This window comes from Pelagibacterium nitratireducens, from assembly GCF_037044555.1.
Taxonomy (GTDB): domain Bacteria; phylum Pseudomonadota; class Alphaproteobacteria; order Rhizobiales; family Devosiaceae; genus Pelagibacterium; species Pelagibacterium nitratireducens.
On the sequence record NZ_CP146275.1, the window covers coordinates 3,231,618 to 3,254,811 of the forward strand.

The 23,194-nt window shown below is 59.9% G+C and carries 21 protein-coding genes and 1 riboswitch; of the genes, 11 read left to right on the plus strand and 10 right to left on the minus strand.

Annotation, left to right across the window (positions count from 1 at the left end; all coding sequences use genetic code 11):
• Positions 1-123: 123 nt before the first annotated feature.
• On the minus strand, positions 124-1,863 hold the full coding sequence (locus V6617_RS15880) for an FAD-dependent monooxygenase (protein WP_338607895.1): 1,740 nt from the start codon (positions 1,861-1,863) through the stop codon (positions 124-126).
• Between the two features lie 14 nt (positions 1,864-1,877).
• Entirely contained in the window at positions 1,878-2,747 is an 870-nt protein-coding gene (locus tag V6617_RS15885) for an intradiol ring-cleavage dioxygenase (protein WP_338607896.1), read from the minus strand.
• A 341-nt stretch (positions 2,748-3,088) separates the two neighbouring features.
• Between V6617_RS15885 and V6617_RS15890 the strand changes: the two genes are divergently transcribed.
• On the plus strand, positions 3,089-3,610 hold the full coding sequence (locus V6617_RS15890; RefSeq protein WP_338607897.1) for a hypothetical protein: 522 nt from the start codon (positions 3,089-3,091) through the stop codon (positions 3,608-3,610).
• Positions 3,611-3,696: 86 nt separating this feature from the next.
• Here the strand turns inward: V6617_RS15890 and V6617_RS15895 are convergent, their stop codons facing one another.
• The 7 genes from V6617_RS15895 to V6617_RS15925 form a co-directional block, all read right to left on the minus strand.
• Positions 3,697-4,485, minus strand: coding sequence for a DUF4198 domain-containing protein (locus tag V6617_RS15895; protein ID WP_338607898.1), 789 nt, complete (start codon positions 4,483-4,485; stop codon positions 3,697-3,699).
• Between the two features lie 128 nt (positions 4,486-4,613).
• A complete protein-coding gene (locus tag V6617_RS15900; RefSeq protein ID WP_338607899.1) occupies positions 4,614-5,126 on the minus strand; it encodes a DUF6152 family protein in 513 nt (170 codons plus the stop codon).
• A gap of 196 nt (positions 5,127-5,322) precedes the next feature.
• The gene (locus tag V6617_RS15905) at positions 5,323-6,516 is read right to left on the minus strand and encodes a CoA transferase (protein WP_338607900.1); all 1,194 of its coding nucleotides are present in this window, start codon (positions 6,514-6,516) and stop codon (positions 5,323-5,325) included.
• 5 nt (positions 6,517-6,521) lie between these two features.
• The gene (locus V6617_RS15910; protein ID WP_338607901.1) at positions 6,522-7,328 is read right to left on the minus strand and encodes a citryl-CoA lyase; all 807 of its coding nucleotides are present in this window, start codon (positions 7,326-7,328) and stop codon (positions 6,522-6,524) included.
• Between the two features lie 466 nt (positions 7,329-7,794).
• On the minus strand, positions 7,795-9,111 hold the full coding sequence (locus V6617_RS15915; protein ID WP_338607902.1) for an ABC transporter substrate-binding protein: 1,317 nt from the start codon (positions 9,109-9,111) through the stop codon (positions 7,795-7,797).
• A 164-nt stretch (positions 9,112-9,275) separates the two neighbouring features.
• Entirely contained in the window at positions 9,276-10,307 is a 1,032-nt protein-coding gene (locus tag V6617_RS15920) for a VOC family protein (RefSeq protein ID WP_338607903.1), read from the minus strand.
• Positions 10,308-10,365: 58 nt separating this feature from the next.
• On the minus strand, positions 10,366-11,052 hold the full coding sequence (locus tag V6617_RS15925) for an alpha/beta hydrolase (protein WP_338607904.1): 687 nt from the start codon (positions 11,050-11,052) through the stop codon (positions 10,366-10,368).
• Between the two features lie 102 nt (positions 11,053-11,154).
• Here V6617_RS15925 and V6617_RS15930 point away from each other — a divergent pair, with 102 nt between their 5' ends.
• From V6617_RS15930 to V6617_RS15945, 4 genes are all read left to right on the plus strand, one after another.
• On the plus strand, positions 11,155-11,982 hold the full coding sequence (locus V6617_RS15930; RefSeq protein ID WP_338607905.1) for an IclR family transcriptional regulator: 828 nt from the start codon (positions 11,155-11,157) through the stop codon (positions 11,980-11,982).
• Positions 11,983-12,124: 142 nt separating this feature from the next.
• Entirely contained in the window at positions 12,125-12,724 is a 600-nt protein-coding gene (wrbA, locus tag V6617_RS15935) for an NAD(P)H:quinone oxidoreductase (RefSeq protein ID WP_338607906.1), read from the plus strand.
• 120 nt (positions 12,725-12,844) lie between these two features.
• Positions 12,845-14,176 (plus strand): hypothetical protein, encoded by a 1,332-nt coding sequence (locus V6617_RS15940; protein ID WP_338607907.1) that lies wholly within the window; start codon positions 12,845-12,847, stop codon positions 14,174-14,176.
• A gap of 127 nt (positions 14,177-14,303) precedes the next feature.
• Positions 14,304-15,188, plus strand: a complete 885-nt coding sequence (locus tag V6617_RS15945; RefSeq protein ID WP_338607908.1) for a helix-turn-helix domain-containing protein — start codon at positions 14,304-14,306, stop codon at positions 15,186-15,188.
• 18 nt (positions 15,189-15,206) lie between these two features.
• On the opposite strand, the gene V6617_RS15950 is transcribed toward V6617_RS15945, so the two are convergent.
• On the minus strand, positions 15,207-15,536 hold the full coding sequence (locus V6617_RS15950) for an antibiotic biosynthesis monooxygenase family protein (RefSeq protein ID WP_338607909.1): 330 nt from the start codon (positions 15,534-15,536) through the stop codon (positions 15,207-15,209).
• Between the two features lie 288 nt (positions 15,537-15,824).
• Between V6617_RS15950 and V6617_RS15955 the strand changes: the two genes are divergently transcribed.
• From V6617_RS15955 to V6617_RS15980, 6 genes are all read left to right on the plus strand, one after another.
• Complete coding sequence (locus V6617_RS15955; protein WP_338607910.1) at positions 15,825-17,222, plus strand: alpha/beta hydrolase domain-containing protein; 1,398 nt, start codon at positions 15,825-15,827, stop codon at positions 17,220-17,222.
• Positions 17,223-17,456: 234 nt separating this feature from the next.
• Positions 17,457-18,512: an alpha/beta fold hydrolase gene (locus V6617_RS15960; protein WP_338607911.1), complete on the plus strand. Its 1,056-nt coding sequence runs from the start codon at positions 17,457-17,459 to the stop codon at positions 18,510-18,512.
• A 96-nt stretch (positions 18,513-18,608) separates the two neighbouring features.
• Positions 18,609-18,812: riboswitch (cobalamin riboswitch) on the plus strand.
• Between the two features lie 396 nt (positions 18,813-19,208).
• Positions 19,209-20,237 (plus strand): LLM class flavin-dependent oxidoreductase, encoded by a 1,029-nt coding sequence (locus tag V6617_RS15965; protein WP_338607912.1) that lies wholly within the window; start codon positions 19,209-19,211, stop codon positions 20,235-20,237.
• Entirely contained in the window at positions 20,237-21,238 is a 1,002-nt protein-coding gene (locus V6617_RS15970; protein ID WP_338607913.1) for an ABC transporter substrate-binding protein, read from the plus strand. Before V6617_RS15965 ends, V6617_RS15970 begins: the two co-directional genes overlap by 1 nt.
• A gap of 6 nt (positions 21,239-21,244) precedes the next feature.
• Entirely contained in the window at positions 21,245-22,417 is a 1,173-nt protein-coding gene (locus V6617_RS15975; RefSeq protein ID WP_338607914.1) for an iron ABC transporter permease, read from the plus strand.
• Positions 22,414-23,190, plus strand: coding sequence for an ABC transporter ATP-binding protein (locus tag V6617_RS15980; protein ID WP_338607915.1), 777 nt, complete (start codon positions 22,414-22,416; stop codon positions 23,188-23,190). Before V6617_RS15975 ends, V6617_RS15980 begins: the two co-directional genes overlap by 4 nt.
• Positions 23,191-23,194 lie beyond the last annotated feature (4 nt).

The window sequence follows — 23,194 nt, forward strand, 5'->3', positions numbered from 1 at the left end:
GATCCGAGTTCTGCACAAAACAGGCTTTGGGTTAGAAGCCGAACCAGACAGCCCGCGCGGCGGGACGCAAGTCCTATATACTTAAGTATTACAAGGACTTGGCCAGAACCGCTTTTGGCGCGATCAACGCCCCAGCATAGCGCTGAATACGGCTAGCAAGGCCGGCTCCGGTTCAAGGGCAAGGTCCTGAGACCGCCACGCGACGAAATGGTCCGGCCGCACAACAATCGCGCCATTATCTTCTATGTGCCTTGCACGCGCCCAATCGCCGAAATGGTCTTCCCAGTCTAGGTCAGGGCCGATGCCGACAACGCGGACGTCGACGCCGAAGCGCTCACGCACGGCATCAACCGCACCTTTCCACGCATCGCCGCCAATGCCGGTGATGAGCGTGAACTGGCCATGCCCGGTCACGTCGAGGGTAGAGACCGATTTCCCGTCCCGCTCGATCCATGCGTGGGGCAAACGGGCACCTGGGACTGTCGTGGCTTGATAGATCAGCTCGCGGTCCTCAGAAAAATTTGATGGTGTTGCATCGCCCGCCACCACCGCCTGAGACTGGTAGTGCTGGTTCATTTCCACACCATGGGCATCGAACTCATAGCGTTTGAATGCAATGGCCTCGCGCAACGCCTTGCGGCGCCGACTCCCTTCTGCGGTGTCCCGCTTGCGTGCGTCCATATTGGCGACCATGGCAACGGGCTCGCTTGTTTCGAGCAAACCAAGGGACTCAAATATCGGACCAAACTCTCCGATCGACTGATTGGCGCGGTCGACGATCTGCTTGCCGATCGGCGCCCGCTCCTGGGTAAAGGTTTCGAGCAACGAGGGCGCTGCCTGACCGCGCAGCACAAGAGCCAACTTCCAGGCGAGGTTGAAGGCATCCTGGATCGACGTGTTTGATCCTAGCCCGTTTGAGGGTGGATGGCGGTGCACGGCATCGCCCATGCAGAAAACCCTTCGGCTCGAATACCGATCGGCATACATGTGGTTGACGGTCCAGAGCGACATCGAGACGATCTCAACGGGCACTGTGTCATCCCCGATCAGGGAATGGGCAACGCCGCGTGCGAAATCCTCGGTGATCTGGGGTGGTTCGGCATTGATATCGTAGCCCCAGACAATCAGCCATTCATTCCAGGGCCGCACCATGCGCACCAGTCCCATGCCGATGCCGCCGACATTCGATCCCGGCTGCAGCACCCAGTAGAGTACGGAGGGCCGGTGGGCGACGTATTTAGACAAATCGGCCTTGAAGACGATGTTGATCGAGCCGTCGACCCCCATCTTGCCCTGCATCGGCAGCCCGATATCCTCGGCAACCTTTGAGCGGCCGCCATCCGCTCCGACGAGGTATTTGGCACGAATTTGGTAAGTCTGATCGGTCATGCGATCGCGCACGGTGGCTGTTACACCACTTTCGTCCTCGACGAGATCGATATATTCGGTAGATAGCCTTGCGCGCGTGCCCCGGGCGCATGCTGCGCCGAACAGGATCGGTTCGAGATAGGTTTGGGGCAGGTCTACCATTTCGGTAGGGCTGGCCATCCGGTGACGGGCGTGGCTGAGCGGATCCGTGCCCCAGCCCCTCAGCCGCCCCAGTTCCTCCCCGGCCAGCGAAGTGCAGAAAACCGTGTTGCCCATCAGGTTGTTGGGCGTCGCCTGCAGCATGGCCTGCTCTTCAAGCCCCAGATCGCGCAACACCTCCATGGTCCGCTGGTTGGTGATGTGCGCGCGTGGAGTGTCGGCAAGCCAGCGGTACTTGGTGACCAGAATGTTGTCGATACCATAGCTCGACAGCAGCGCGGCCGTTGTCGATCCGGCCGGTCCGCTCCCCACGATCAGGACGTCGGTTTCCAACATGTTTGATACTCCTCTCAGAGTGCCGGCTTGAGGCCGAAATTGTGGTCCAACCGCTTCCAGATGGTCCCGGACGGCTTGTTGGCTGCGGCGGGCGGCGCGCCCGCTCCGTCTTCGAGCGAGACGATCAGCGACTGCTTGACGCCGAACACCGCGTCGCTGTCGAGATAGGGATCACCCTCGATGAAAAGATGGGTCACAAGCGTCTCATAGCCTTCATGGTCGATCATGAAATGGATATGCGCTGGACGGTAGGGATGGCGGTCGGTCGCCTTGAGCATGTCGCCAACCGGGCCATCGGCCGGGATTGGATAGAATTTGGGGACGATGGTCCAGAAGCTGACCTTACCGTTCTGGTCGGCAGTGAAACGGGCGCGCAGATTGGGATCGTCGCCCGGCTTTTGCACGTCGTAAAACCCATCCTCATCGGATTGCCACACGTCTACGTGTGCCCCGGCCAGCGGCATACCGTCGGGCGCTGCAATGGTCGCTGTCACATAGAGCGGCACCCCATGTTCGCCACCTGAAATGTCGGCATCGGCCGGCTTGAGCGGCGGATTCTGGACGTAAAACGGCCCGAGAACCGTCGTCTCGGTCGCCCCTTCGGGCATGCGGTGATTGATGGCATCGACGAGCATGGAAATCCCGAGCGTATCGGAAAGCAGGATGAATTCCTGGCGCTTGTCATCGGTGATATGGCCGGTTCTGGTGAGAAAGCCGATGGCTTTGATCCATTCGTCCTGGCTCATATCCACCTCTCGGACGAAGGCGTGGGCATGGCGAACCAGCGCCTGCATGATCTGTTTGAGGCGTGGATCGGGGGTGTCGGCAAATCGTTCCACCACCGCGTCGGTGATCGAATGCTCGTTGAAATCACGCGTGGACATTGCTTCTCCTCGTGGTTTTGGACACAAGCATAGGGCCACCAAAGATGCTGGCGCCTGCATGAACCGCTCGTGACCTGCAAAATCCTGTAAGAGCGCGTCGCCTTCCCTCATCGGTGCCAGCGCCTCTGCTCACAGGCGTCACACTCTTTGAACCTATGACCGCCCAGCGTCGATCATGCAAAGAACGTGCTGGCTTTGTGCAGGCAAAGCCTTTCCACGACCTGTTGACTGTATCGGCGATCAGCACTGCAAGGGCTGGCCTGCCGGCTCGAGCCTGACGCCCAAGTGCCCGCGGTGTGCTCTTGCATTGGCTAAACCATTCCATCTGGAAGGATCGAGAAATGACCACGACATCAAAGCTCTTTGGCACCGCAGTGGCCGCTGCCGTGCTTTTTGCCACTGCGCCTACTTTCGCCCAGGACGCGCTTGAGGTTTCTTTCGCAGATGCGGAGTGGACCGGCGAGAGCGTTCCGGACGGTCAGCATTGCAGCCTTCAGGGCGGGTCCGGAGCCACGCCCGCTCTCAACGTCTCGGGCGTACCTGATGGCACGACCGAAATTCACGTTGCCTATTCGGACGAAACCTATCAGCCCATGAACAATGGTGGCCACGGCACCATAGGGTTCAACGTAACCCCGGCCGATGGGATGGTTTCGCTCCCCAGCGTGCCCGGCGAGACAGACGCTTTGTCCGAGCCGGCCTTCGTCGCCGCCCCCAACGCTACATCGGGTGACTTCCTTGCAGAAGGATATATGCCCCCGTGCTCGGGCGGCAACGGTAACACCTATTCGGCCCAGGTCACCGCGCTTGATGACGCAGGCACTGTGTTGGCAAGCGGGGACATCACGCTGGGCACTTACTGACATATACGCGTTGACAGGCGCCGGGGCGCAACTGCTCCGGCGTTCTTTTTCTGCCCGGCTACGCAACCGCGAGAGGTGCGCCCGATCTAAAGATCGGTCGCCTGGACCCATAAAATGGCGTCCTGAGACATGTAGGTGCCGTCCTCATGTCGGTATTGCGGCCCCGCCCCAAGCGCTCCGAAACCCCAGAACCCGGCGCGCGGCAGACCGATGGTGAAAACACCGTTCTCATCGGTCGTCGCAACCAGCGTGCCGCCTTGCGGTGCCCGCGTCGTTGATGACGCGGCAACATTGGTGTTCATGTCCGGCTCGGTTGAGAGGTAAACAATCTCGATCTCATAATTGTGCAACGGCTTGCCGTCGCTCAACAATCTGCCGGTGAAGGTCGAACCGGCCATTACGTTGTATGGCTTGGTCATTGGAACGATCTCGGTGGGAAGCCCCACGGGCTGGTTCCAGTCCGTGGGCAAACCGCTGGCATTGACGATCGTCTTTGTGAACTGCTGAACATACAAATCCGAAGACTCGTCGAAATAGAGATCGCCGACCACGACCGTTACGTAATCTCCGGCGCGCGTGACGGGCAGGGTCAGATCATAGGCAAGCGCTGAATTTTCCGGCCCTTCGAACGCAATCTCCTCAAACGTTTCGAGAAGATCGATTCTCTCTCCGCGATTGATGGCGAACGCCTCGAGCGGCAACGGCATATCCACATTCGGGCCGCCGACAAAGGGATGCCAGAAGATGGCCTTGAGCGGCAAATCCATGGTGCCCGAGACAGTCAGATCGGACGTATAGAGTGTCTGGAAATGGGCTTGGGCAGGTTGGGCAATCCCGGCTATGAGGACCATAACGAGCGATGCGGCTGCTTTCATGTCTAATCTTTCCTGATGCGTCTGCCCCCACCTTAGAAACAGGGCACTGGTTGTCCTGCACGAAAGCTGCGGCATCAGGCAAATCCGCCGCCGCGAGAACGGCGACGGCGGATCAGATGTCTTCCAGCTTATTCGGGGACGTATTCTTCTTCGAGTTCGCCCTCATGGGGAATTTCCCCATCGCCGTGCGCGGTCGCTTCGGCCAGGGACCAACAATGGTCGCCCGCGGCGGGCGGAGTGTTGGCGGGGCATTTGTAGAGCGCGGATTCGCCACGATCGCCGCCGGGCTGGCCGTTGCGCAGCGGATGCAGACCGATCGAAAAGATCGTGCCCGGAGCAAAGCCGTTGACCGAAATGCCGTCCTGGGCGGCCTGCGCCGCACCGTTCATCTCAACGGCCCAGATCTGGGGTTCGCCATCATCGTTCCGGATCACTGCACGCCGTTCGTCATCGAGCGGGGCGAAAAAAATCTGCAGGTGGTTGGCGTCGGGATTGATCCGCGTCACCACACCGGTGAACACCTTGATCTGACTGCCATCGAACATGGCGAACGAATGGTGCGCAAGGCTGGGCACCACGCTTGCTGCCAGAATGCCGATAGAAGCCACCCCGCCAATCAAGGCTCTCTTGATAGTCATCATTTTCATCTCCTCCTTTGAACCCGCCTCTGTCTCCCAACAGCGCGGTTAGTACAGCCGCCCCGCAATCGGGGAGGAACCGTTCGCTACCGGCTCCGTGCCGGCCAAAGCGCTTTCGGGAAAACCGGGCTCCACCTGTCCGGATCGAAAACGCAATAGATATAGATTTGGAAGTCCGAGCCGATATGCTCGCCTCCTGCTATTCTGTCGCTTCGGATCTCCTGCCCGCACTGGCGGTCGGGTCTGGCCAGCCCTTGCCGTTCGCCAGGCTTTGGCGAATCGTTTCGCCGTCGGCGTCGAGCCGTGGGGCGGGACGAACATCGAGGAACGGCCTGCCGTCGACGGTCACTGCCGGACGCACAGCACGATCGGCCCCGTCCTGACCCGTTTTTTCCATGGGAACGATGAGATTAAGGTGATTGACTTGCGGATCGTCCACCACCTCTTCGACCTCGTTGACTGCGGCGAAGGGCACGTCGAATTTTTCCATGATCGCGGCCCATTCGGAACGGTCACGCTGACGGGTGATGGCAGTGAGCTCTTCCCCGAGCGCCTCGTAATTGTCGATGCGTGCGAGGCGTGTGGCAAAGCGTGGGTCTTCCCGCAAATAGGGAGCATCAAACGCATCGGTGAGCTGGTCCCAGAACTTTTCGGGGCTCGAAAGGTGGATGGCCACCAGCTTGTCGTCGCGGGTCTTGAGAATATGGGCCTGCGCCAGGCGGGGCCGGTCCATTCCCACAGGTGCTGTTCCCAGTGCGAACAATGCCGTGAAAGGCTCGATCGCAAAATGGGTCATGGCCTCAAGCATTGAGACTTCGACCAGACGGCCCTTTCCATCCATCCCGCGGCTGACCAATGCGCCAAGGGCACCGTAGGCCGCGTAGATACCAGTGATCGAATCGGCGAGGGCCGGCCCGAGAAAGCGCGGGTGCTCGCGATCGGTGACGATGCCAAGAAATCCACTCAACGCCTGGGCAACGGAGTCATAGCTCGGGCGATCCCGGTAAGGGCCGTCCTTGCCAAAGCCCGAAATCGAACAATAGATCAGCTTGGGGTTGATCTCGGACAGCCGCTCATAACCTGCGCCCATTCTTTCGGCGGCACCGGGGCGGAAATTCTGGATAAAGACGTCGGCCTCGGCCACCAGTTCGTCGAATATTTTCTTATCTGCCTCGGATTTGAGGTTCAGGGCAATCGAACGCTTGTTGCGGTTATAGGCCTGGAAGTGAGGCGAGTAATTGCCTTCCTGATAGGTGCGGTAAGGGTCCCCACTATCGGGCGATTCAACCTTGATGACATCGGCCCCAAGGTCGGCCAGCATCATGCCTGCGCAAGGACCGGTGATAAACGTGCCCTGTTCAAGGACCTTGATGTTTTTAAGCGGCATATCCATGGCGTTCACTCCCCGGCCCCTTGCGCAACGAAGCCTTCGGGCACCTCGCCGGAGTAGGAAATGACCTCGGACCCGGCTTCGGTCAGGGCAAAGCCAATGGGATTGCTGCGCTCTTCGAGGATGTGAGCGATCAGGCTCGCCGTTCGCGCCAGGATCGGAACGCCCTTCATACCAAGCAGCGGATAGCCGGCATCGAGCAGCAGCGAAGGGATGGCACCCGAGACATTGAGCACCAAAGCACGACCAGTGATTTCAGGAATCACCTTTTCGGCGAGCAGCGCGGTTTCAAGGTGCTCACCAAAAACGCCCAGTTCCCGCGCGACTTCGATCAACCGTCCCGTCCTCGGATCGTGAGCCTTGTGATAGGGGTGGCCGTAGCCCGGAATGGCCTTCTTTTGGCTACGCAGGTCCGACACGACCTTTTCGATGGCCGACCGACGGTCTCCGCCCGCATCGATGCATTGCTGCAAGAATGCGCCGGCCGCTTCGGCGGCTCCCAAAATTACCGACCCGCAGCCAAGAATCCCGGCCGCAACGGCGCCCTGCACCGCTTCGGGTGCGGCTGCATAGGTGATGCGTGCAGCCTGAACCGAAGGCACCAGGCCGTGTTCGGCGATCGCCACCAGCGCGGCATCAAGCGCCCTTGTCTGCGCGTCGGAGGGCATGCTGCCTGTGACCAGCAGCCAAGTATGCTGTGTAAACGAGACCTTGCCGATCAAATCGGTGCACAGGTCCTTGCCGCGAATGACGATCTGATCCGGTGTTGCGGTGGAAATGCTTGTTTGCCGTGTCGAGTTTGGACCGATCTTCATGCTGGACCTATTGCCTTCTGGTAACGCAAAGAATGGAAGCAGGACAGGCACAAGTGGCAAGGTCCGCCCGATGGAAGGTCAACCCCGTTCGGTTCCTCTCCTCTCACGACGACAGCGCCTCGTGCCAGATGCAAAGTGCCCGTGTTGCAGCGGCCACCCGCCTCCACCCTTTAACTATTTCGTTCAGCGAATTTTTTTTCGCATATCGCATTCTGTTGAGTCCGCGCCGTGATGTCAAGGACACGAGGCCTTTGCGAATGCTCAATTTTTCAAACACCAGCATTGGAGAGCACGGAGCACTCGATTGCGGCAAACGCAGACGGTGGAGACGGTATGTCGGCGGTTCGACTGACTGCCCCTGGTTGAGACGATCACCAAACACAAAAATGCCGCCGCGCCGGCCCATTGTTCCATGAGCTGGTGCGGCGGCCAAAAGCGCGCCTGGCCCGAGACCGGGCGGCTTTTGCTAGGCGATGGCTTCCATCTCGCCTGCCACTTCGATTTCCGGCGCTGTCTGATTGTCGACAATCACCAGATCATAGCCCTCATCGGCGAGACGCCACTGACCACCAACCAATTTGGTGGTGGACACATTGGCACTGGCAAAGCCCGGCACGTTGTCACGACCGAAGGCGACCTGACCGACGATGGTCTCGAGGTTGGTTGCAGCGATCGCGTCCGTATTGGCGTCGAGATCCTTGGGGTCGGCGCTGCGGCTGAGCACGTCCAGGGCGACCTCGAACAGAGCGTGGGTAAAGCCGATCGGCTGGGTCCACTGGCGGCCGGTCTGTTCGGTGAAGGCCTGAGCCAGTTCGGCTGCGCTCATGCCGTTCATCGACGAGCTATAGGGATGGCTCGGCGACCACCACACTTCGGTCGAGAGGTTATGCCCCTGATCGCCCAAGGCTTCGACGGCGGACGGGAACAGAATGCAACGGCCCATTGTGCAGACCGGCGGGCGATAGCCCTGCTGGAGAGACTGTGTCCAGTAGGTCGTGAAATCGGGCGGGATCATCAGCCCGGTCACGATATCGCAATCGTTCTGCTGGAACTGGGCGATCTGGGCCGAGAAATCGTCCGACAGATTGGCATAGCGCCCTGGATCGGTAACGTCATAGCCCAGATTGGCGAGGAATGGCGGGAAGCCGGTATTGGGATCGGAGAAGGCGTTTCCGTCCGGATCGTTGGGCCAAAGGCCGCCGACATTCTGGTTGAGCCCGTCGAGCTGGGCCCACATGTTGGTATAGGTCGTGAACCAATCGGCCGAACCGGGGAAGAAGTGATAGGTGTAAAAGAACCCCTCGGGGCTTGCAGGGTTTGCCTGACGGCCCATAAACCATGCATCCCACGGCGCCATGGTCGAGATGCAGGGCATCTGTTCGAGCTCGCAGACAGTCGAAACCGGATTGGTCGTGTCAGGGGTCGAGGCGGTCAGCATCAGGTCGACGCCTTCGGAGACGATCAATTCCTGAGCGACTTCGCCGGCGCGGTTTGGGTTGGACTGGCTGTCGCGGACAACAACTTCAACATTGTAGGTGGTGCCGCCAATCGCAAGGCCGCCAGCAACCGCTTGCTGGAACATTTCGATCATCATCTGATCGGCTTCGGCAAAACCGGCCAGACCACCCGACTGCGGCGTTACATAGCCGATCCGGATGGTGGGCGCCTGTGCCCGGATAGCGGGTGTGAACAGGCTGGTCGCGGCGATAGCGGTACCGGCTCCAGCTGCACCCTTGAGGAACCGGCGGCGATTGATGCCGCGCGGCAAAATGAGCTTGTTCATGATTGTCTCCCTTGTACCCGCCCCTTCCGGCGAGCCCTCCCATCTAATAACTGCATTAAACCATCGCGTTCCTGCACAAACCGATCGGGTCGATGCCGGCCATGCCCGGAATGTGTCTCCAAAAAGCCGGTCGCCTCGCCGCTATAGCGGCGAGGCATGGCGCGCTAGCCCGCCACTTTTTCCTTGCCGCCCTTGGATTTCTCGCCCGCCGTGGCCGGCTCACTCTTGAGGCTGCCGTCCGGACGGCGCGGATTGGTTATCGGCGTCAGTTCACGCTCGAGTCGCGCGCGAAGCGGTTCCACACGTTTTGAAAGCGCCAAGCGCTCGCCGAGTTCACTGGCGCTCTGATCCACCAGGAAGCCCGGGCCCGCGCTGCACAATTCGATGATCCCGCCCGGCGTCTGGGTATAGCAACTGTCGAACACGTGGTGGTCGTAGACCGGCGTGGTCGGGATCGGGCCGGAATGCGAATAGTCGCGCCAGCCTGAAAGATCCTCGTCGGCATCCAGAGCCAGATGGTGCCACAGGCCCACGCCGATCTCCTGGAACGCTCCTTCAGGTGCGGGCGCCGTGTACCAGCGCGCGCTCTTGGTGTCGCCGTTGAGCTCATAGCGCTGCATGGCGTCGTTGCGCACGAAGCCCATGTGTTCGGCATAGGGCTGAAGCTCGTCGAGTGTGGTGTAGGACCGGATGCCCTCGATGCCCGTAACCCTGTAAGCCTCGGGGATGTCCTGAGCCGGGAAGGCCAGCGGCTTGTCCTTGGCGTCGGTTGCCATCAATTCAACTGTATGGCCCTCAAAATCCTGGAATACCAGGCGGCGCGGTTGGGTGGGATCGAGTCGCATCAGTTCGGAATAGATCTGCTCGTTTGTGAGACGATCCATCCAGTAGTCGAGAGCCTCGTGGCTGCGCACGCGCAGAATGGCCGCCGCGTGGTTGCCCTTGCCCGGAGTGGCCTTGGGAGCATCGTTGAATTCGAGGAAGGTGACAACGCTGCCACGGGTGCCGTCCGCGTCGCTGTAATAGGTGTGATAGCGGAAGGTCGTTTCAAAGTTGAGGGTCTTCTTGATGAACCGCAGACCCATAATGCGGCTCCAGAAATCCACATTGGCCTGCACGTCGGCCGTGATGCCGGTGATGTGGTGATTGCCGTCCAGGCCTTTGGCCGGCTTGTTGGTATTGGGACGCTGAGACACTCTAAATCCTCCTTGTCTGGTCCTTGATGCTGCGCATGCCTGTTGGGCACTCGCAGGGTTATGTCCTAGGTCCAACTCCTTGAACGAGTTCGCCTAGAAGCGACATTTCCTGGCTGCGGACCACGTGGTCGCCATCGGGAAATATTTGAAATCGAACATCGGCCCCCAGTGCCTCGAGCAGCGTGCCAGTGGCTCTGAGATCGGCCGCCGGCAACCAAGGGTCGGCATCGCCGCCCGAAAGCACGACCGGCATGCCGGCGAGTCCCGCAGTTGGCTGGCGAGGATGGGCAATGTCGAGTACGCTGCCGGTAAAGATCGCAGCGGCTGCCGGGCGTTGCGCTCCGCTCAAGAGGTATTCGGCCACCATGCATCCGCCCTGGGAAAAGCCAGCGAGGACAATTTTCGATGTAGGGATGCCCTTTTCGCCAGCCAGCGCAAACGCGGCCGCGATTTTTCCAAGCCCCACATTCACCTGATCGGCATTTTCGGCCCGCGGAGCGTCGTAACGACTATCGTACCAACTCTTGCTGTTCGCATGGGGGGCCAGGATGCGCGTGACACGGGAGACGGGATGGGAGACAAAGCCGATGGGCAATTCATCGCTCGTCCGATCGCGTCCATGAACGGTTACAAGGACGCGGTCACTATCGGACCACGACGCACCATATTCGGCCAAACCGTAGCCAGCCATCACGGCAGGCATCGGTGTCGGCGCAGTTCCTCTTGCGCTGTGGGCGCTGTCCATTGATAGATTCTCCTCCCGGCTACGGTTCGCTTTTAGCGGTTGACTTTTTTCGCTGAGCGAATTCATATCCGTACAGCGAATATTTTATGGAAAGGAGGCACCATGTCAAGTGTTCTGGATGGCAAGGTTATCGATGAGAAAGAATTTAACTCGGCCATTGCCAGAGGCTTTGCCGTTCTGGAGTGCTTTGACAGCCAGAATGTCGAGATGACATTGTCGCAAGTCGCCGCGCGGACCGGGCTGTCTCCCGCCACAGCACGGCGATGCCTCTACACGCTTTCGATCCTGGGTTATGTGCGCCAGCACGGCCGGAAGTTCACGCTCGGTGCGCGAGTCTTGACGCTGAGTTCGTCCTATATGCGCTCGAGCCAGATCGACGAATTCCTGCTTCCCGAGCTGCGCCAGCTTGTCGATGTGTTCGGGGACGCTTCGTCGGTGGCGATCCTGGACGAGAACATGGTGCTCTACCTCGCCCACACTTCGCGCCAAAGCGCCGTGCGCCCCATCGCAGCGATCGGCGCGCGCTATCCGGCTCACGCAACCTCATTGGGAAAAGTGTTGCTGGCTCACGCCGATTCGACGACACAGAACCGCTTTCTTGCAACGGCGCCCTTCAAGGCGATGACCGATCGAACTGTGACCGATCAGACCGAGATGCTGCAGGTTCTCAAGGAAGCCAAGCGCCTGGGCTACGCTCTTGGCATAGACGAACTCGATTATGGCATTGCCTCGATCGCGGTTCCGGTATTCGACAGTGAGGGCCGCGCAGTGGCAGCGATCAACACCTCGGGGTACAGCGGGCGTCTTTCGGCAGAAGCCCTTATCGAAGAGCGCCTTTCCCTGCTGCTTCAAGCCTCGCGAAACATTACGGCAAAGCTGTCTCAATACCCGGTTCTGGTCAAAACCGCCCTCACTCCCGCCGGACGTTAGGGCGCAATCAGAACCAATCGGGACGGATAGAGCTGTTGTCGTCCTCCGCGCCACTTTTTGGGACTGGCACCGGTCTTGACTTCCGAAGTCGAACTGTCGAACCTTCGCATTGCGAACTATTTTTCGCCTAGCGGAGGTTTTCATGGCAAAAATATTGATACTTTACTATTCGAGCTTCGGTCACATGGAGACAATGGCCCAGGCGGCGGCCGATGGAGCGCGCCAGACAGGTGCGGATGTGACCATCAAACGTGTGCCCGAACTGGTTCCGGAAGAGGTGGCTCGAAGCGCTTATTACAAGCTGGAACAGGACGCGCCCTTTGCCAGCCCGGCCGAACTGGCCGAGTATGATGGCTTCATCTTCGGCATCTCGACCCGGTTCGGCATGATGGCTTCCCAGATGAAAAACTTTCTCGATCAGACCGGACCGCTATGGGCCCAGGGGGCGCTGGTCAACAAGGTGGCGACAGTGATGTCCTCAACCGCCGCACAGCACGGCGGACAGGAACAGGCCATCCTGAGCACCCAGGCCGCATTGCAGCATCACGGCATCATCATTGTGCCACTCGGCTACGCCTATCAGGACCAGATGGGTGTAGACGTGGTCCGCGGCGGCTCGCCCTACGGAATGACCACAGTCACGCTCTCGGACGGCTCGCGCATGCCCAGTGAGCAGGAACTCGACGGCGCCGCGTGGCAGGGCCGCCATCTGGCCGACATCGCCCAGCGCTTGCACGGCTAGATCACCGCTTCATTCCCCCGCTTCCCTCTCGGCTTGACAAGGCTGGCGGGTTCGCCAACAATATTCGCTGTACGGATTTTTTTTCGTACAGCGAATATTTCGCTTTGGGAGGAGACCAATATGACTTTGAGATTGCCAGGTCATCTGGCTTTCACGTCCTTGGCCGTTATCAGCCTGGTGCTGGTTCAACCGGCCATTGCACAGGACGAACATGAGAGCGCCGGCTTCGGCTGGCCAATGGCCGACCAGGAAGGCCATCAGGCCGTCGGCGCGGGAAGCGGCGGGGCTTTTGGAGGAGAAGCCATCGCCGCTCAAAATGGTGAGGTTCCAGACGGGGTCGAACAGCTCGAGCGCGACATTTTCACATCCGACGATTTTTATCAGGACGCCGAATTGTGGTCAGATCCACGCTACTTCCGCTGCAACAGTCCCATGGGACTGGAAAGCCAGTGGGGGGCCTACGGCAACGCCATAATCGGTGACAATCCACCCGAATCCGGCGCCTGGGGCTTCTGCGATGCCGATTATCCGCGCGCGGACATCGTCAGCCCCTACCCGTTCGCGACCGCGCAGGAGCACTACGAGGCTCTCCTCGCAGAAGCCGAGAACGCCGGAGCAACTCTCAAGCGCCCCATGGACGATTTGCCCGACTGGAACGGGGTTTATACCGACTCGAGCGAGAACTGGTTCTGGGGCCGCATCATTCAGGCCACAACGATCGTGTCGCTGCTCACCCCCGAATACCAGAAGCGTTTCGTTCAGGAGGCTTATCATCATGCCAACACCAACGCTGCCATGTGGCCCAGCCAATATTGCTGGCCTGAGGGCTTCCTGCGCCGTTGGCACGAGCATTCTGTCCGCGACCATCAGGTGCTGATGAACGAGGATATCATTCAGATTCTCACCGGCGTTGCCGACAACTTCCTCACACAGATCCACATCGATGAAGACTTCACCATCGAAGAAGGCAGCGTGCCGCGTCTCGGTGAGGCCGTCCCGCGCTGGTATGGGGAAACCATCGGCGTCTGGCACGGGGACAATCTGATTACCTGGACCTCCAACATCCAAGGCTGGATGACCCATGGCGGCTTCGAGCATTCCAACCAGATGCAGACGGTTGAAATCTATTCTCCCGAAACCGACGACCAGGGTAATTTGGTCGGACTGCGGCACGAGGCGATCATTTATGATCCCGAAGCACTGGTCGAGCCAATCCGCATGGTGCGTGTACTTGAGCGCCTCGGCGAATTCGATGAACGCGATCCCTACATCTTCGTCGAGTGCAATCCGACCATCTATCCGGTCGACGGGCGCGCCCAACCGGTCTCACCAGGCCAGGTAATCGACTATCTGGTTCCCGACTGGTTCGGACGTCCCTGGGCCCAGATGTGGGAGCGTTTCCACGAGGAGGGCATGGAGCGGCCCGAAAGCGAAGCCCTTTTCGGCTTCTGATGCCTCAAGGGTGGGCCCGGGAAATCCCAGGCCCCTCAAGGACCCGGGAACCCGCGCGAAGCATATGTTCCTTCCGTGGGTTCCCGATATCTGCCGGGCCACAATCCGGATGCAATGGAGACGATAGATGCAGATGCATATTGCGCGGTTGGAACAACCCCGCACGTCGCTCACAGGCTCACCGCCGATTTCCAGCGAACGCCGCAGCATGAGCGTGGAGATGCGCCGCGAAGGTCCATTTTCAGCTTCATTCAGTGCGACGTCGGATCTCGTGATCATTCGCCATGTGGGCGGCGAGATTTCAGCCGATGTTTATTATTCCGACAGGGCCTATTCCCGAACACTCGCGGAGGGTGGCGTGCTGGTCATTCCACCTCACAGTGCCTTCAGGCTACGAGTGGAACAAGGTGGTCTCAATCTTTACGCGGCGCTTGCCCTGCCCCAGGGCGTGGCGGTGACAGGCTCACGTGACCGTAGGCCTGATCTGAGCCGGCCGCTGATGCTCGCTTCGGACGAGGTGCTCGATGGCCTGCTGAATATGGCGCGCGACGTCGTCGATATCCCCATGGGGGTCAGTTCCAATTTGCTCGACAGTCTGGCGAGCACAATACTGAGCCATCTGACCTGCGCCCATGCGGAACAGGACGACAATAAGCACCGTCTTCTTTCAAATCCCCACAAGACCTCAAGCACAATGGTCACCCGCGCCGTCGAATATATGATCGGCAATCTCGACCGCTCAATCACCCTGAGCGAGGTGGGTGGGCATGTGCGGTGTAGCGCCTCGCATCTGGGGCGCCTGTTTAAAACGCACCTCAAGGCTTCACCCCACCGCTACTTGCTGGGTCTGCGTGTCGAAAGGGCCCAATTGCTGCTGACAGCAACGAGGTTACCCATCGCCCACGTCGCACTTGAATGCGGGTTCGCAAGTCAGGAACATCTCACGCGCCATTTCCGTCGCCTGAGCGGCACTACTCCCGCCGCCTATCGGCGGGCGCAAGTCGACACCTAGCGGGCCTAAAAAGAGAACCTATTGGGAATAAACGAAGTGAGGGGGCATAACGCGCGCGTCCATGCTCTGGCAGACATCATCAAGCGCTCCAATGTGCCATTCCGCGTTCGGGTGATCGCGAAAAGCTTCGAAAGCGGACCTGTCGGACCATTGGGAATAGTTGACGACCATGCCTCCATCTTCGGAAGCATGGATAGCGCTGGAGACAAAGCCAGGCTGATGACGGGTGAATGTCGCGACCATCTCTTCGAGCCGTTTCAGAAAAGCCTCCTGCTGGTCCGGCTCGACGGTCACGACAACAATCACGGTCAGGAGCGATTGTCCGGTATCGATGCGCGTATTTGCCATGGTTCATCCGCCTTCCGTGTTTCCAACTCTATCCTGTGAACGTTCTGCGCGACCATCTTGTTCGCATCGCGCCACATGCGCTTACCCCGACATGGCCTTCTGAGGCATGCAATGGCCGATCTCATCGGGAAGGCCAAAGGTCGCCGCCAGCTCCATGCATAACGTGAGAGTTTCGCTGGCTGCTTGACAGCAGGTTGCGGTCGCCTCTAACTTATTTTCGCTTAACGGATATTTTTTCGTATAGCGAAACTTTTTATCCTTTGAGCGTCAATCTTTGGGAGGAAGATCATGACCAAATTGTATTCCCGCGAGCCTTTTGGCCGATTTGCGCTCAAGTCAGCCGCGATGAGTTCCATTGCCACACTTGCCCTGACGATGGCGGCATCAGCGGTTCTGGCCCAATCTGTTCCAGCCCTTCCGGACGTCGAAGGTCCTGTGTCGGCGGATGAAACAGACATGCAGCACCCGAGCCGCCGCGGTCCGACTTTGGGCCAGGAGACTCCGCAGGAGTGGCCTGCTTATGGTGAACCGGCCTTCCATGATTATGTCGAAGACGAGTTCTTTATCTCGGGCCAGGCCAATGGCGAACCCTACACGACGCGCATTGTGTTCCGCCGCCCCGCCGATATAGACGATTTCTCGGGATACGCGTCCATCGAGACCCTGCATCCCGCCCAATCGGCGCAGATGTGGATGGCTACCCGGATCGGCGGCATGATGAACGGACATGCCTATATCGAGGTGGTGAACACCCCCGGCCTGGTCGGCAGTCTGCAAGCCTACAACGCGGAGCGCTATGCGGATCTGGCCATCGAAGGTGCTGTCACCGAAGAAGGTCAGGCCGACCCAGCTCAGAACGAAATCATTGCACAGGTCGCCTATCTCATGCAGACCGCCAGCCCACTTGGAGCGGAGTGGAATGTCGAGCATATGGTAATCAGCGGCGCTTCGGCCACCTCACGTACCGCCATGAATTTCATGGAACAGGAAAACGGCAATTCGGCCTACCGGATGGATGATGGATCAAGCCTGATCGACGCCATGTATGTCTGGGATACCAATGGTCCGTCCCAGGACGCACTCGATACGATTTACGACGTCCCCGTCATCATCCTTGCCACCCAGACCGAATGGGATGACGGCACACGAACCTTTCCAGCAGATTCCGAGGATTACCGCCTCTACCAGGTCGCCGGCATGCCGCATCTGGAATCGCGGGAGATGTATGAGGCCGGCTGGAACGAATGCACCCTGCCCATCGATAACTTCATGTTCAATGCCATGGTCTTCATGGGCATGGACTATATGTATAACTGGCTTACAGAGGGCCAGGGGCCGCCAATGGCCGACCGAATCGAGTTCGAAGGCGATGCAGAAAACGCCACCATCGTGCTCGATGAACACGGCAACGCCGCTGGCGGCATGCGCAGTCCGCAGGTTGATGTTGCCTGGGAAACATTCTCGACCCCAAATGAGGGCAATTTCGTTTGCGGCCTGATGGGTACCGCGATCGCGCTGCCCGACGATCAGATTGCCCAGATGTATCCCACAACCGCCGATTATGCCGAACAGCTGGTTGCCCAGACGAACCGCCTGATCGATGAGGGCTGGTTCCCGGCCGAATACATCTTCGAGATCGGCAAGGAGATCGAGCGCTTTGCCTCGCGCGACAGCACTGCCAACTAGTCTTCCCGAGCCGTTCAAGGCTTTAACTGTGCCGCGCCCTCAGGGGTGCGGCTTTTTTTTAAAGGAAAGGCTCACCCGGTGCTTAACGAGCAACATTGTGCAGGAGGATGGGCGGATCATGCAGGCAATAAGTTCACCACTGCGATTGGATTTGCCGGCGACTTCGGACTTTCCCGCCTTTTCCCGACGCGGCGAGGGAGCGAGTTGGATCGCGTATCTGTGGAGGAGAAACATATGACCCGCAAATTCACCGCCCTCTTGGCCAGCGCCTTGATGGCGACCACCGCCAGCGGCGCCTTTGCCCAGGACAGCGCCGTGACCGGCGGAGAAGCCGGACCCATTCATCTGCGCGACATGGGTAATTTCTATGTCGGCGCCGAATATTCCGAGCCTGACGCCGACGGCAATGTGTTCGTAAAGAACCAGATGCACGTCGAATTCTACTTGCCCGAAGAGCCTCAGCACGACCTTCCGCTTATCCTGGTACATGGCGGTGGCGGTCAGGCTTCCGATTGGTACTACACCCCGGATGGTCGTGACGGTTGGCGCGACTATTTCCTCAATGCCGGCTTCGATCTCTATATCGTCGATCGTCCCGGATACGGGCGGTCGCCGGCCTCCCCCGACTATGGCGACGGCAGCCTGACCAGCGTGCCAAGCGCCCTGATCGCGCGCCTGGCGGCGGCCAGCAACTGGCCCGAAGGTGAAGTAAGCCCTGAAAGCGAAAGCATCCTCAACTGGATCGTCGCCTCGTCCACCACGCCCTATGCCGGAAATGAAGTGGCCGCCAACGATATTGCCGAACTGCTCGAGCGCGTCGGACCTGCCGTACTGGTCCTGCATTCGGCGGGTGGCGTCAGTGGCTACTGGGCAGCCGATATGCAGCCGGAAAACGTTGCAGGCATCATCGCGTTCGAAGCCAGCGGATCAAACATGCTCAGCATCGCCGAAGGACTGACCTTCGATCCCGCGCTCCCTGAAGGCTTCGAGCCGGTGCAGAACGCTGAAGGTTGTGACGTACAGCCCGAGGATGCGGTGAGCACGCTCACGAACCTGGCCGACATTCCGGTGGTTCTTATCGGTGCACCGGAAAGCTTCCTTGCGGAGGGCCAGCCCTGCCATCTCACCGCCATGCAGCAGGCCGGGATCGATGCATCACTGGTGAGCTTCGGCGATCTGGGCGCGCCGGGTACGGGTCACTTCGCCATGGCCGAAACCAACAATGCGGACTCGGCCCAGGTGATGATCGATATCGCTACCGAATTGGCCGGCGGCGCGTCGGCTCAATGATCTGCTCTTAAGCTGCTGAAAGGCGTCGGGCTTTTGCCCGGCGCCTTTCATTTGTGTGGCCTAGGATACGCGTCTTGCGTCACCTGGCCCGTTGTGCAAAAAGCGGTACGCTTAGGTTCCGCCATGTGCGCGGATTAAAAGGGAACACGGTGCGGATTACCCATCAGGGGCCAACGCCGTGGCTGCCCTCGCAACTGTAAGCGGCGAGCGTTTCGCAATGATGCCACTGGATTTATCCGGGAAGGCCGCGAACGCGCCAGAGCCGTGAGCCAGGAGACCTGCCCAGGCACCATACCATGAAGCCGGACGAGGTGTTCCGGCAGGGGCAGAAAATGAGCAAACCACAGCTGCATGCTTTAGATTGCGTTGATGCACCCGTCTTACCGAGGCCGGGTCCGTGCAGGCGCCATACTCTTCTCAGACATTGAAATCGGTTCGTCGGCGCGCGCTGCTTTGCAGACGCGCTTCAGCCGGGATTGCATTATCACCAGCATGCCCGGGTCGGTGGTCCGACATCAATGAGAGCGGGAAACCGTGCCCGCGAAGCTGGCCACAAAAACTTGCATGGAATTTGCAAGTTTTTGTGCTGCCACGCGCCGAACGTGCAGGCCTTGCCGGTTTCAGCATGCAATCGTCGCGCCGGCAGCCAGACCGTTGTCTTGGACCATCACACACAGATGAAGGGGGCGCGCAGCCATGAGAATTGACATCGCCGGCTTCACGCGCGGCTCAAAGACCCTTGAGCACCACGCCGTTCTCGATTTCTGCGCGAGAATGGATCGATTGGGCTACGATGGCATCTGGTTCAACGAATTCCATTTCCAGCAGCCGCCCGACCCCTATCCCTCCACGCTGCTTCTCGCCGCGGCAATCTTTGCACGGACGAAACGCATTCGGGTCGGCACATCCATTGTCGTCCTGCCGCTTTACCATCCCTGGCTTCTTGCCGAACAAATTGCGCAGCTCCATTGGCAAAGCGCTGGGCGGTTCGACCTTGGCATCGGGCGCGGCACGCATCCATCGACGCTGGACGCACTGGGTATTGCGTCCGGGGCCACCCGCGACAGGTTCGAGCAATCCTTGGCGCTGATGAAATCGGCATGGGTTCGACCAACACTCATTCCCGAGGATGGGGCATGGCCGGGGTCATCGGTTCCGGTCGGCCCGCTTCTTCCCGAGGGCGCCGAAATTCCCGTCTATGCAGCCGGCTCAACTGCAGAAACCATCGGATTTGCCGTCGCTCAACACCTCCCGCTTCTTCTCAGTCTCGAACCCCCCGAGCAGCGACAGCTCTCGGTCTATGACGCGATTACCGGCAACCGATCCGGACGCTATCCGGCCAACTTCTCGATTTCCCGCTATTTGACCGTCGCCCCCACGCGCGCGGAGGCCCTTGCGGCCGTGGATGCCCTGCTCCCGCGGCTGTACGAGCGGCGGAAGCGCTACGCCATCGCGCAGAACCGGCCACTCGATATGATCAAACCGATCGATCGCGATTTTTTCCTCAGCCAGCAGATGGTCGCTGGCAGCCCCGATGACTGCGTCGAGCAATTGGCGTCCCTACGCGACCAGACCGGCATCGAAAGCATACGACTGATCTTCAATTGCAACGGCGAAGTTCCAGAGCCGGAAGCCGACGCGATGGCAACCCTGTTCGGACAGGAAGCGCTCGGGGCGCTCCAGACCCTTTCTCCTTCCATCACCATACCAACCGAGGTTCATTGATGATCAAGCTTCACGCCCACCACCGCGCCGGCATCGCCAGCGCCCTGGCCCTTTCGTTGCTTGTCGCTGCTCCGGCAATCGCCCAGCAGGCCGGCTTTCCCTACACCGATGAAAACTGTGGCGTGACCACGACATACGAGGCCGCGCCCGAACGCGCCGTTACGCTGTCCAACAACGCGACCGAACTGATGCTCGCGCTGGGCCTTAAGGACCGGATGGCCGGCACCTCCTACATGGCCAACCTTACGATCAGCCCGGACTACGCGGACGCCTATGCCGAGGTGCCGATCATCGCACCGCTGGTGGCCACCACCGAGGAGCTGATCGAAGCCGAAGCCGATTTCGTCTATGCCGGCTATCCCGATGGCTTCAGCGAATCGCGTCACACGCGGGACCAACTGCACGATCTGGGCATGAAAACCCGGCTCAATACGGAAGGCTGCAATCTCGGCCCGTTCGGCTTTGCCGAGCTGTTCGCGGAAATCGGGTCCGTCGCATCCATCTTCGGCGTTCCCGATCGTGGCGCGGCGCTGATTGAAGAGCTTTCAGGCCGCCTCGATGCCGTCACCCGAGACCTTGAAGGCGTCGAACCGATATCGGTCTTTATCTACAATGGCGGTGACACCACACCCAACGCTGTCCTTGGGCATACGCTCCTGTCTCAAGCGGTCGCAGCCGCGGGCGGTGAAAACATCTTCGCCGATGTGGCCAACCGCTATGGGCAGGTGAGCTGGGAGCAGATTGCAGAGCGTGAACCCGAATTTATCGTCGTCTTTTACTCAGGCACGGCGAGCGGGCAGATCGTGGCCGATCCCGATACCGAACTGGGCCAGGCCCGTATCGATCTGCTCAAGGCAACACCAGCCATTTCCGAGGTTCCGGCGATACGCAACGAGCGCTTTATTCTCGTCGATTCGGTCAAAGGCCAGCCCGGTCCGAGCACACTCGATGCTGTCGAGGCAATGGCCAGGGCGTTCCATCCCGACGCCTTTGGCGCGTAACCGTCCATGCTCGAGCGCAAGCCCGATATCGTCGATAGCGAGGAGCAATCCCGGCTCCTCGCGGTGCTGCGATCCACACCCGATGCGACCAACGACCGGCCCGTCGCGGTCAGTGCGCCGTCCGCACCGGAGCGGTCGGCATCGATGCCCTATGGCCTTTCCATGGGACTATTGGCGATTTTTATGGGGTTGCTCGGCGTCCTTGGCCTGATGTTTGGCTCGGTTTCGATCCCGGCGCCCACGGCGCTGGGAATCCTTGTCAATTGGCTTGCGGGTTTTGAGTTGGTGCCCGTCACCTGGCGCGGTGTCTATGAGACGATCATCATCGAAACCCGTGTGCCGCGGGTAATTCTGGCGGGCGCTGTCGGAGCGACGCTGGCGGCAACCGGCATGACAATTCAGGCCATTGTCCGCAACCCGCTGGCCGGCCCCAGTATCCTCGGCGTTTCCTCGGGCGCGGCCACCGGGGCGGTTGTCGTGATGCGCTGGGGTCTGATGGGCCTGGGCGCCTTTACGCTCTATATCTCTGCCTTCGCCGGCGCACTCGTCACCTTGATCATTGTCTTTTGGGTGGCGCGAACCGGCGGGCATATGACGCCCACCCGGCTCGTTCTGGCAGGCATTGCCATGAGTGCCGTGCTGAGCGCGCTCACCAGCCTTCTGGTTCTCACCTCGCCCGACCCGCAATTGGCCTCGCGCGTTCTCTTCTGGACGCTTGGCGGCTTTGCGGCCGCGCAGTGGAAACTTCTGCCTTTGCCGATCGCTGCGTTGGTCATCGGTCTGGGCACAATGCTGATCCAGGCCCGCCGTCTCAATCTGCTGATGGCGGGCGATGAAAGTGCAACCGCACTTGGGCTTGATGTTCACCGTTTCCGGCAGCGAATGTTTGTTCTGACCGCGGCGCTCACTGGAGTGATGGTCGCCGTTTCCGGCGTCATTGGCTTTGTGGGCCTGATCGTCCCCCACATCGTCCGTTTTCTGGTCGGCTCCGACCATCGCAGGGCGCTTCCGGCCGTTGCACTGGTTGGCGCCAGCTTCGCGATCGCCGCCGATCTTGTTGCAAGGGCCGTCATTTCCCCGCTCGAGTTGCCCGTGGGCATCATAACCGCCCTTGTCGGCGGCCCCTTCTTTATCTGGTTGTTGCGCCGTGATGCCAAGGTTCGGGAACAGCCGATATGAATTTCGTCAAATCGGGGACCCTGTCCCTTGAAGACGTCAGTTTTGCGGTAAACGGCAAGTCTCTGGTCAATTCCGTTTCGCTCGATGTCGCTCCGGGAGAAATGATCGGCCTGTTGGGACCCAACGGCGCGGGCAAGTCCTCGCTGCTGCGTACGATCTATCGCACCAATCGTCCCTCCGGCGGTCGCGTCCTGGTGAACGGGCAAGACGTCTGGCAGCAGTCGGCGCAGTGGACCGCCCGGCGCGTCGGCGCTGTGTTACAGGACATGCCCGCCGATTTTCCGCTCACCGTCACCGATGTGATCGCCATGGGCCGCTCGGCGCACAAGAGGCTTTTCGAGGCGGACACCGATCACGACGATGCGCTTATCGAGGCGTCACTCGATCTGCTGCAACTGCAACCGCTCAGGTACCGACTGTTCAGAACGTTGTCGGGCGGCGAGCGGCAGCGGGTTCTGGTGGCGCGTGCCCTGGTTCAGCAACCAAGCGTTCTGGTGCTGGACGAGCCGACCAATCATCTCGACATCCACCACCAGATCAACCTTTTGCGCTTCATTCGCGATCTGGGCATCACAGTCGTCGCGGCACTTCATGACCTGAATCTGGCAGCCATGTTCTGTGACAGGCTTTGCCTGCTTCACGGCGGTGAACTCGTCGCCTGTGATCGGCCCGACACCGTTCTGACGCGGGAGAACCTCGCTCATGTGTTCCGGATCGATGCGACCCTGACCCGCAATCCGCGCTCGGGCACCATCTGGGTCATGCCGGCGTAGAGTT

Excerpts from the sequence above, each read along its gene's own strand:
- wrbA (WP_338607906.1), top strand. The coding sequence starts at position 12,125 with ATGGCAAAAATATTGATACTTTACTATTCGAGCTTCGGTCACATGGAG.
- V6617_RS15885 (WP_338607896.1), bottom strand. The coding sequence starts at position 2,747 with ATGTCCACGCGTGATTTCAACGAGCATTCGATCACCGACGCGGTGGTG.
- V6617_RS15970 (WP_338607913.1), top strand. The coding sequence starts at position 20,237 with ATGATCAAGCTTCACGCCCACCACCGCGCCGGCATCGCCAGCGCCCTG.
- V6617_RS15880 (WP_338607895.1), bottom strand. The coding sequence starts at position 1,863 with ATGTTGGAAACCGACGTCCTGATCGTGGGGAGCGGACCGGCCGGATCG.
- V6617_RS15945 (WP_338607908.1), top strand. The coding sequence starts at position 14,304 with ATGCAGATGCATATTGCGCGGTTGGAACAACCCCGCACGTCGCTCACA.
- V6617_RS15930 (WP_338607905.1), top strand. The coding sequence starts at position 11,155 with ATGTCAAGTGTTCTGGATGGCAAGGTTATCGATGAGAAAGAATTTAAC.
- V6617_RS15895 (WP_338607898.1), bottom strand. The coding sequence starts at position 4,485 with ATGAAAGCAGCCGCATCGCTCGTTATGGTCCTCATAGCCGGGATTGCC.
- V6617_RS15915 (WP_338607902.1), bottom strand. The coding sequence starts at position 9,111 with ATGAACAAGCTCATTTTGCCGCGCGGCATCAATCGCCGCCGGTTCCTC.
- V6617_RS15890 (WP_338607897.1), top strand. The coding sequence starts at position 3,089 with ATGACCACGACATCAAAGCTCTTTGGCACCGCAGTGGCCGCTGCCGTG.
- V6617_RS15910 (WP_338607901.1), bottom strand. The coding sequence starts at position 7,328 with ATGAAGATCGGTCCAAACTCGACACGGCAAACAAGCATTTCCACCGCA.
- V6617_RS15905 (WP_338607900.1), bottom strand. The coding sequence starts at position 6,516 with ATGGATATGCCGCTTAAAAACATCAAGGTCCTTGAACAGGGCACGTTT.
- V6617_RS15925 (WP_338607904.1), bottom strand. The coding sequence starts at position 11,052 with ATGGACAGCGCCCACAGCGCAAGAGGAACTGCGCCGACACCGATGCCT.
- V6617_RS15980 (WP_338607915.1), top strand. The coding sequence starts at position 22,414 with ATGAATTTCGTCAAATCGGGGACCCTGTCCCTTGAAGACGTCAGTTTT.
- V6617_RS15950 (WP_338607909.1), bottom strand. The coding sequence starts at position 15,536 with ATGGCAAATACGCGCATCGATACCGGACAATCGCTCCTGACCGTGATT.
- V6617_RS15975 (WP_338607914.1), top strand. The coding sequence starts at position 21,245 with ATGCTCGAGCGCAAGCCCGATATCGTCGATAGCGAGGAGCAATCCCGG.
- V6617_RS15955 (WP_338607910.1), top strand. The coding sequence starts at position 15,825 with ATGACCAAATTGTATTCCCGCGAGCCTTTTGGCCGATTTGCGCTCAAG.
- V6617_RS15900 (WP_338607899.1), bottom strand. The coding sequence starts at position 5,126 with ATGATGACTATCAAGAGAGCCTTGATTGGCGGGGTGGCTTCTATCGGC.
- V6617_RS15940 (WP_338607907.1), top strand. The coding sequence starts at position 12,845 with ATGACTTTGAGATTGCCAGGTCATCTGGCTTTCACGTCCTTGGCCGTT.
- V6617_RS15965 (WP_338607912.1), top strand. The coding sequence starts at position 19,209 with ATGAGAATTGACATCGCCGGCTTCACGCGCGGCTCAAAGACCCTTGAG.
- V6617_RS15960 (WP_338607911.1), top strand. The coding sequence starts at position 17,457 with ATGACCCGCAAATTCACCGCCCTCTTGGCCAGCGCCTTGATGGCGACC.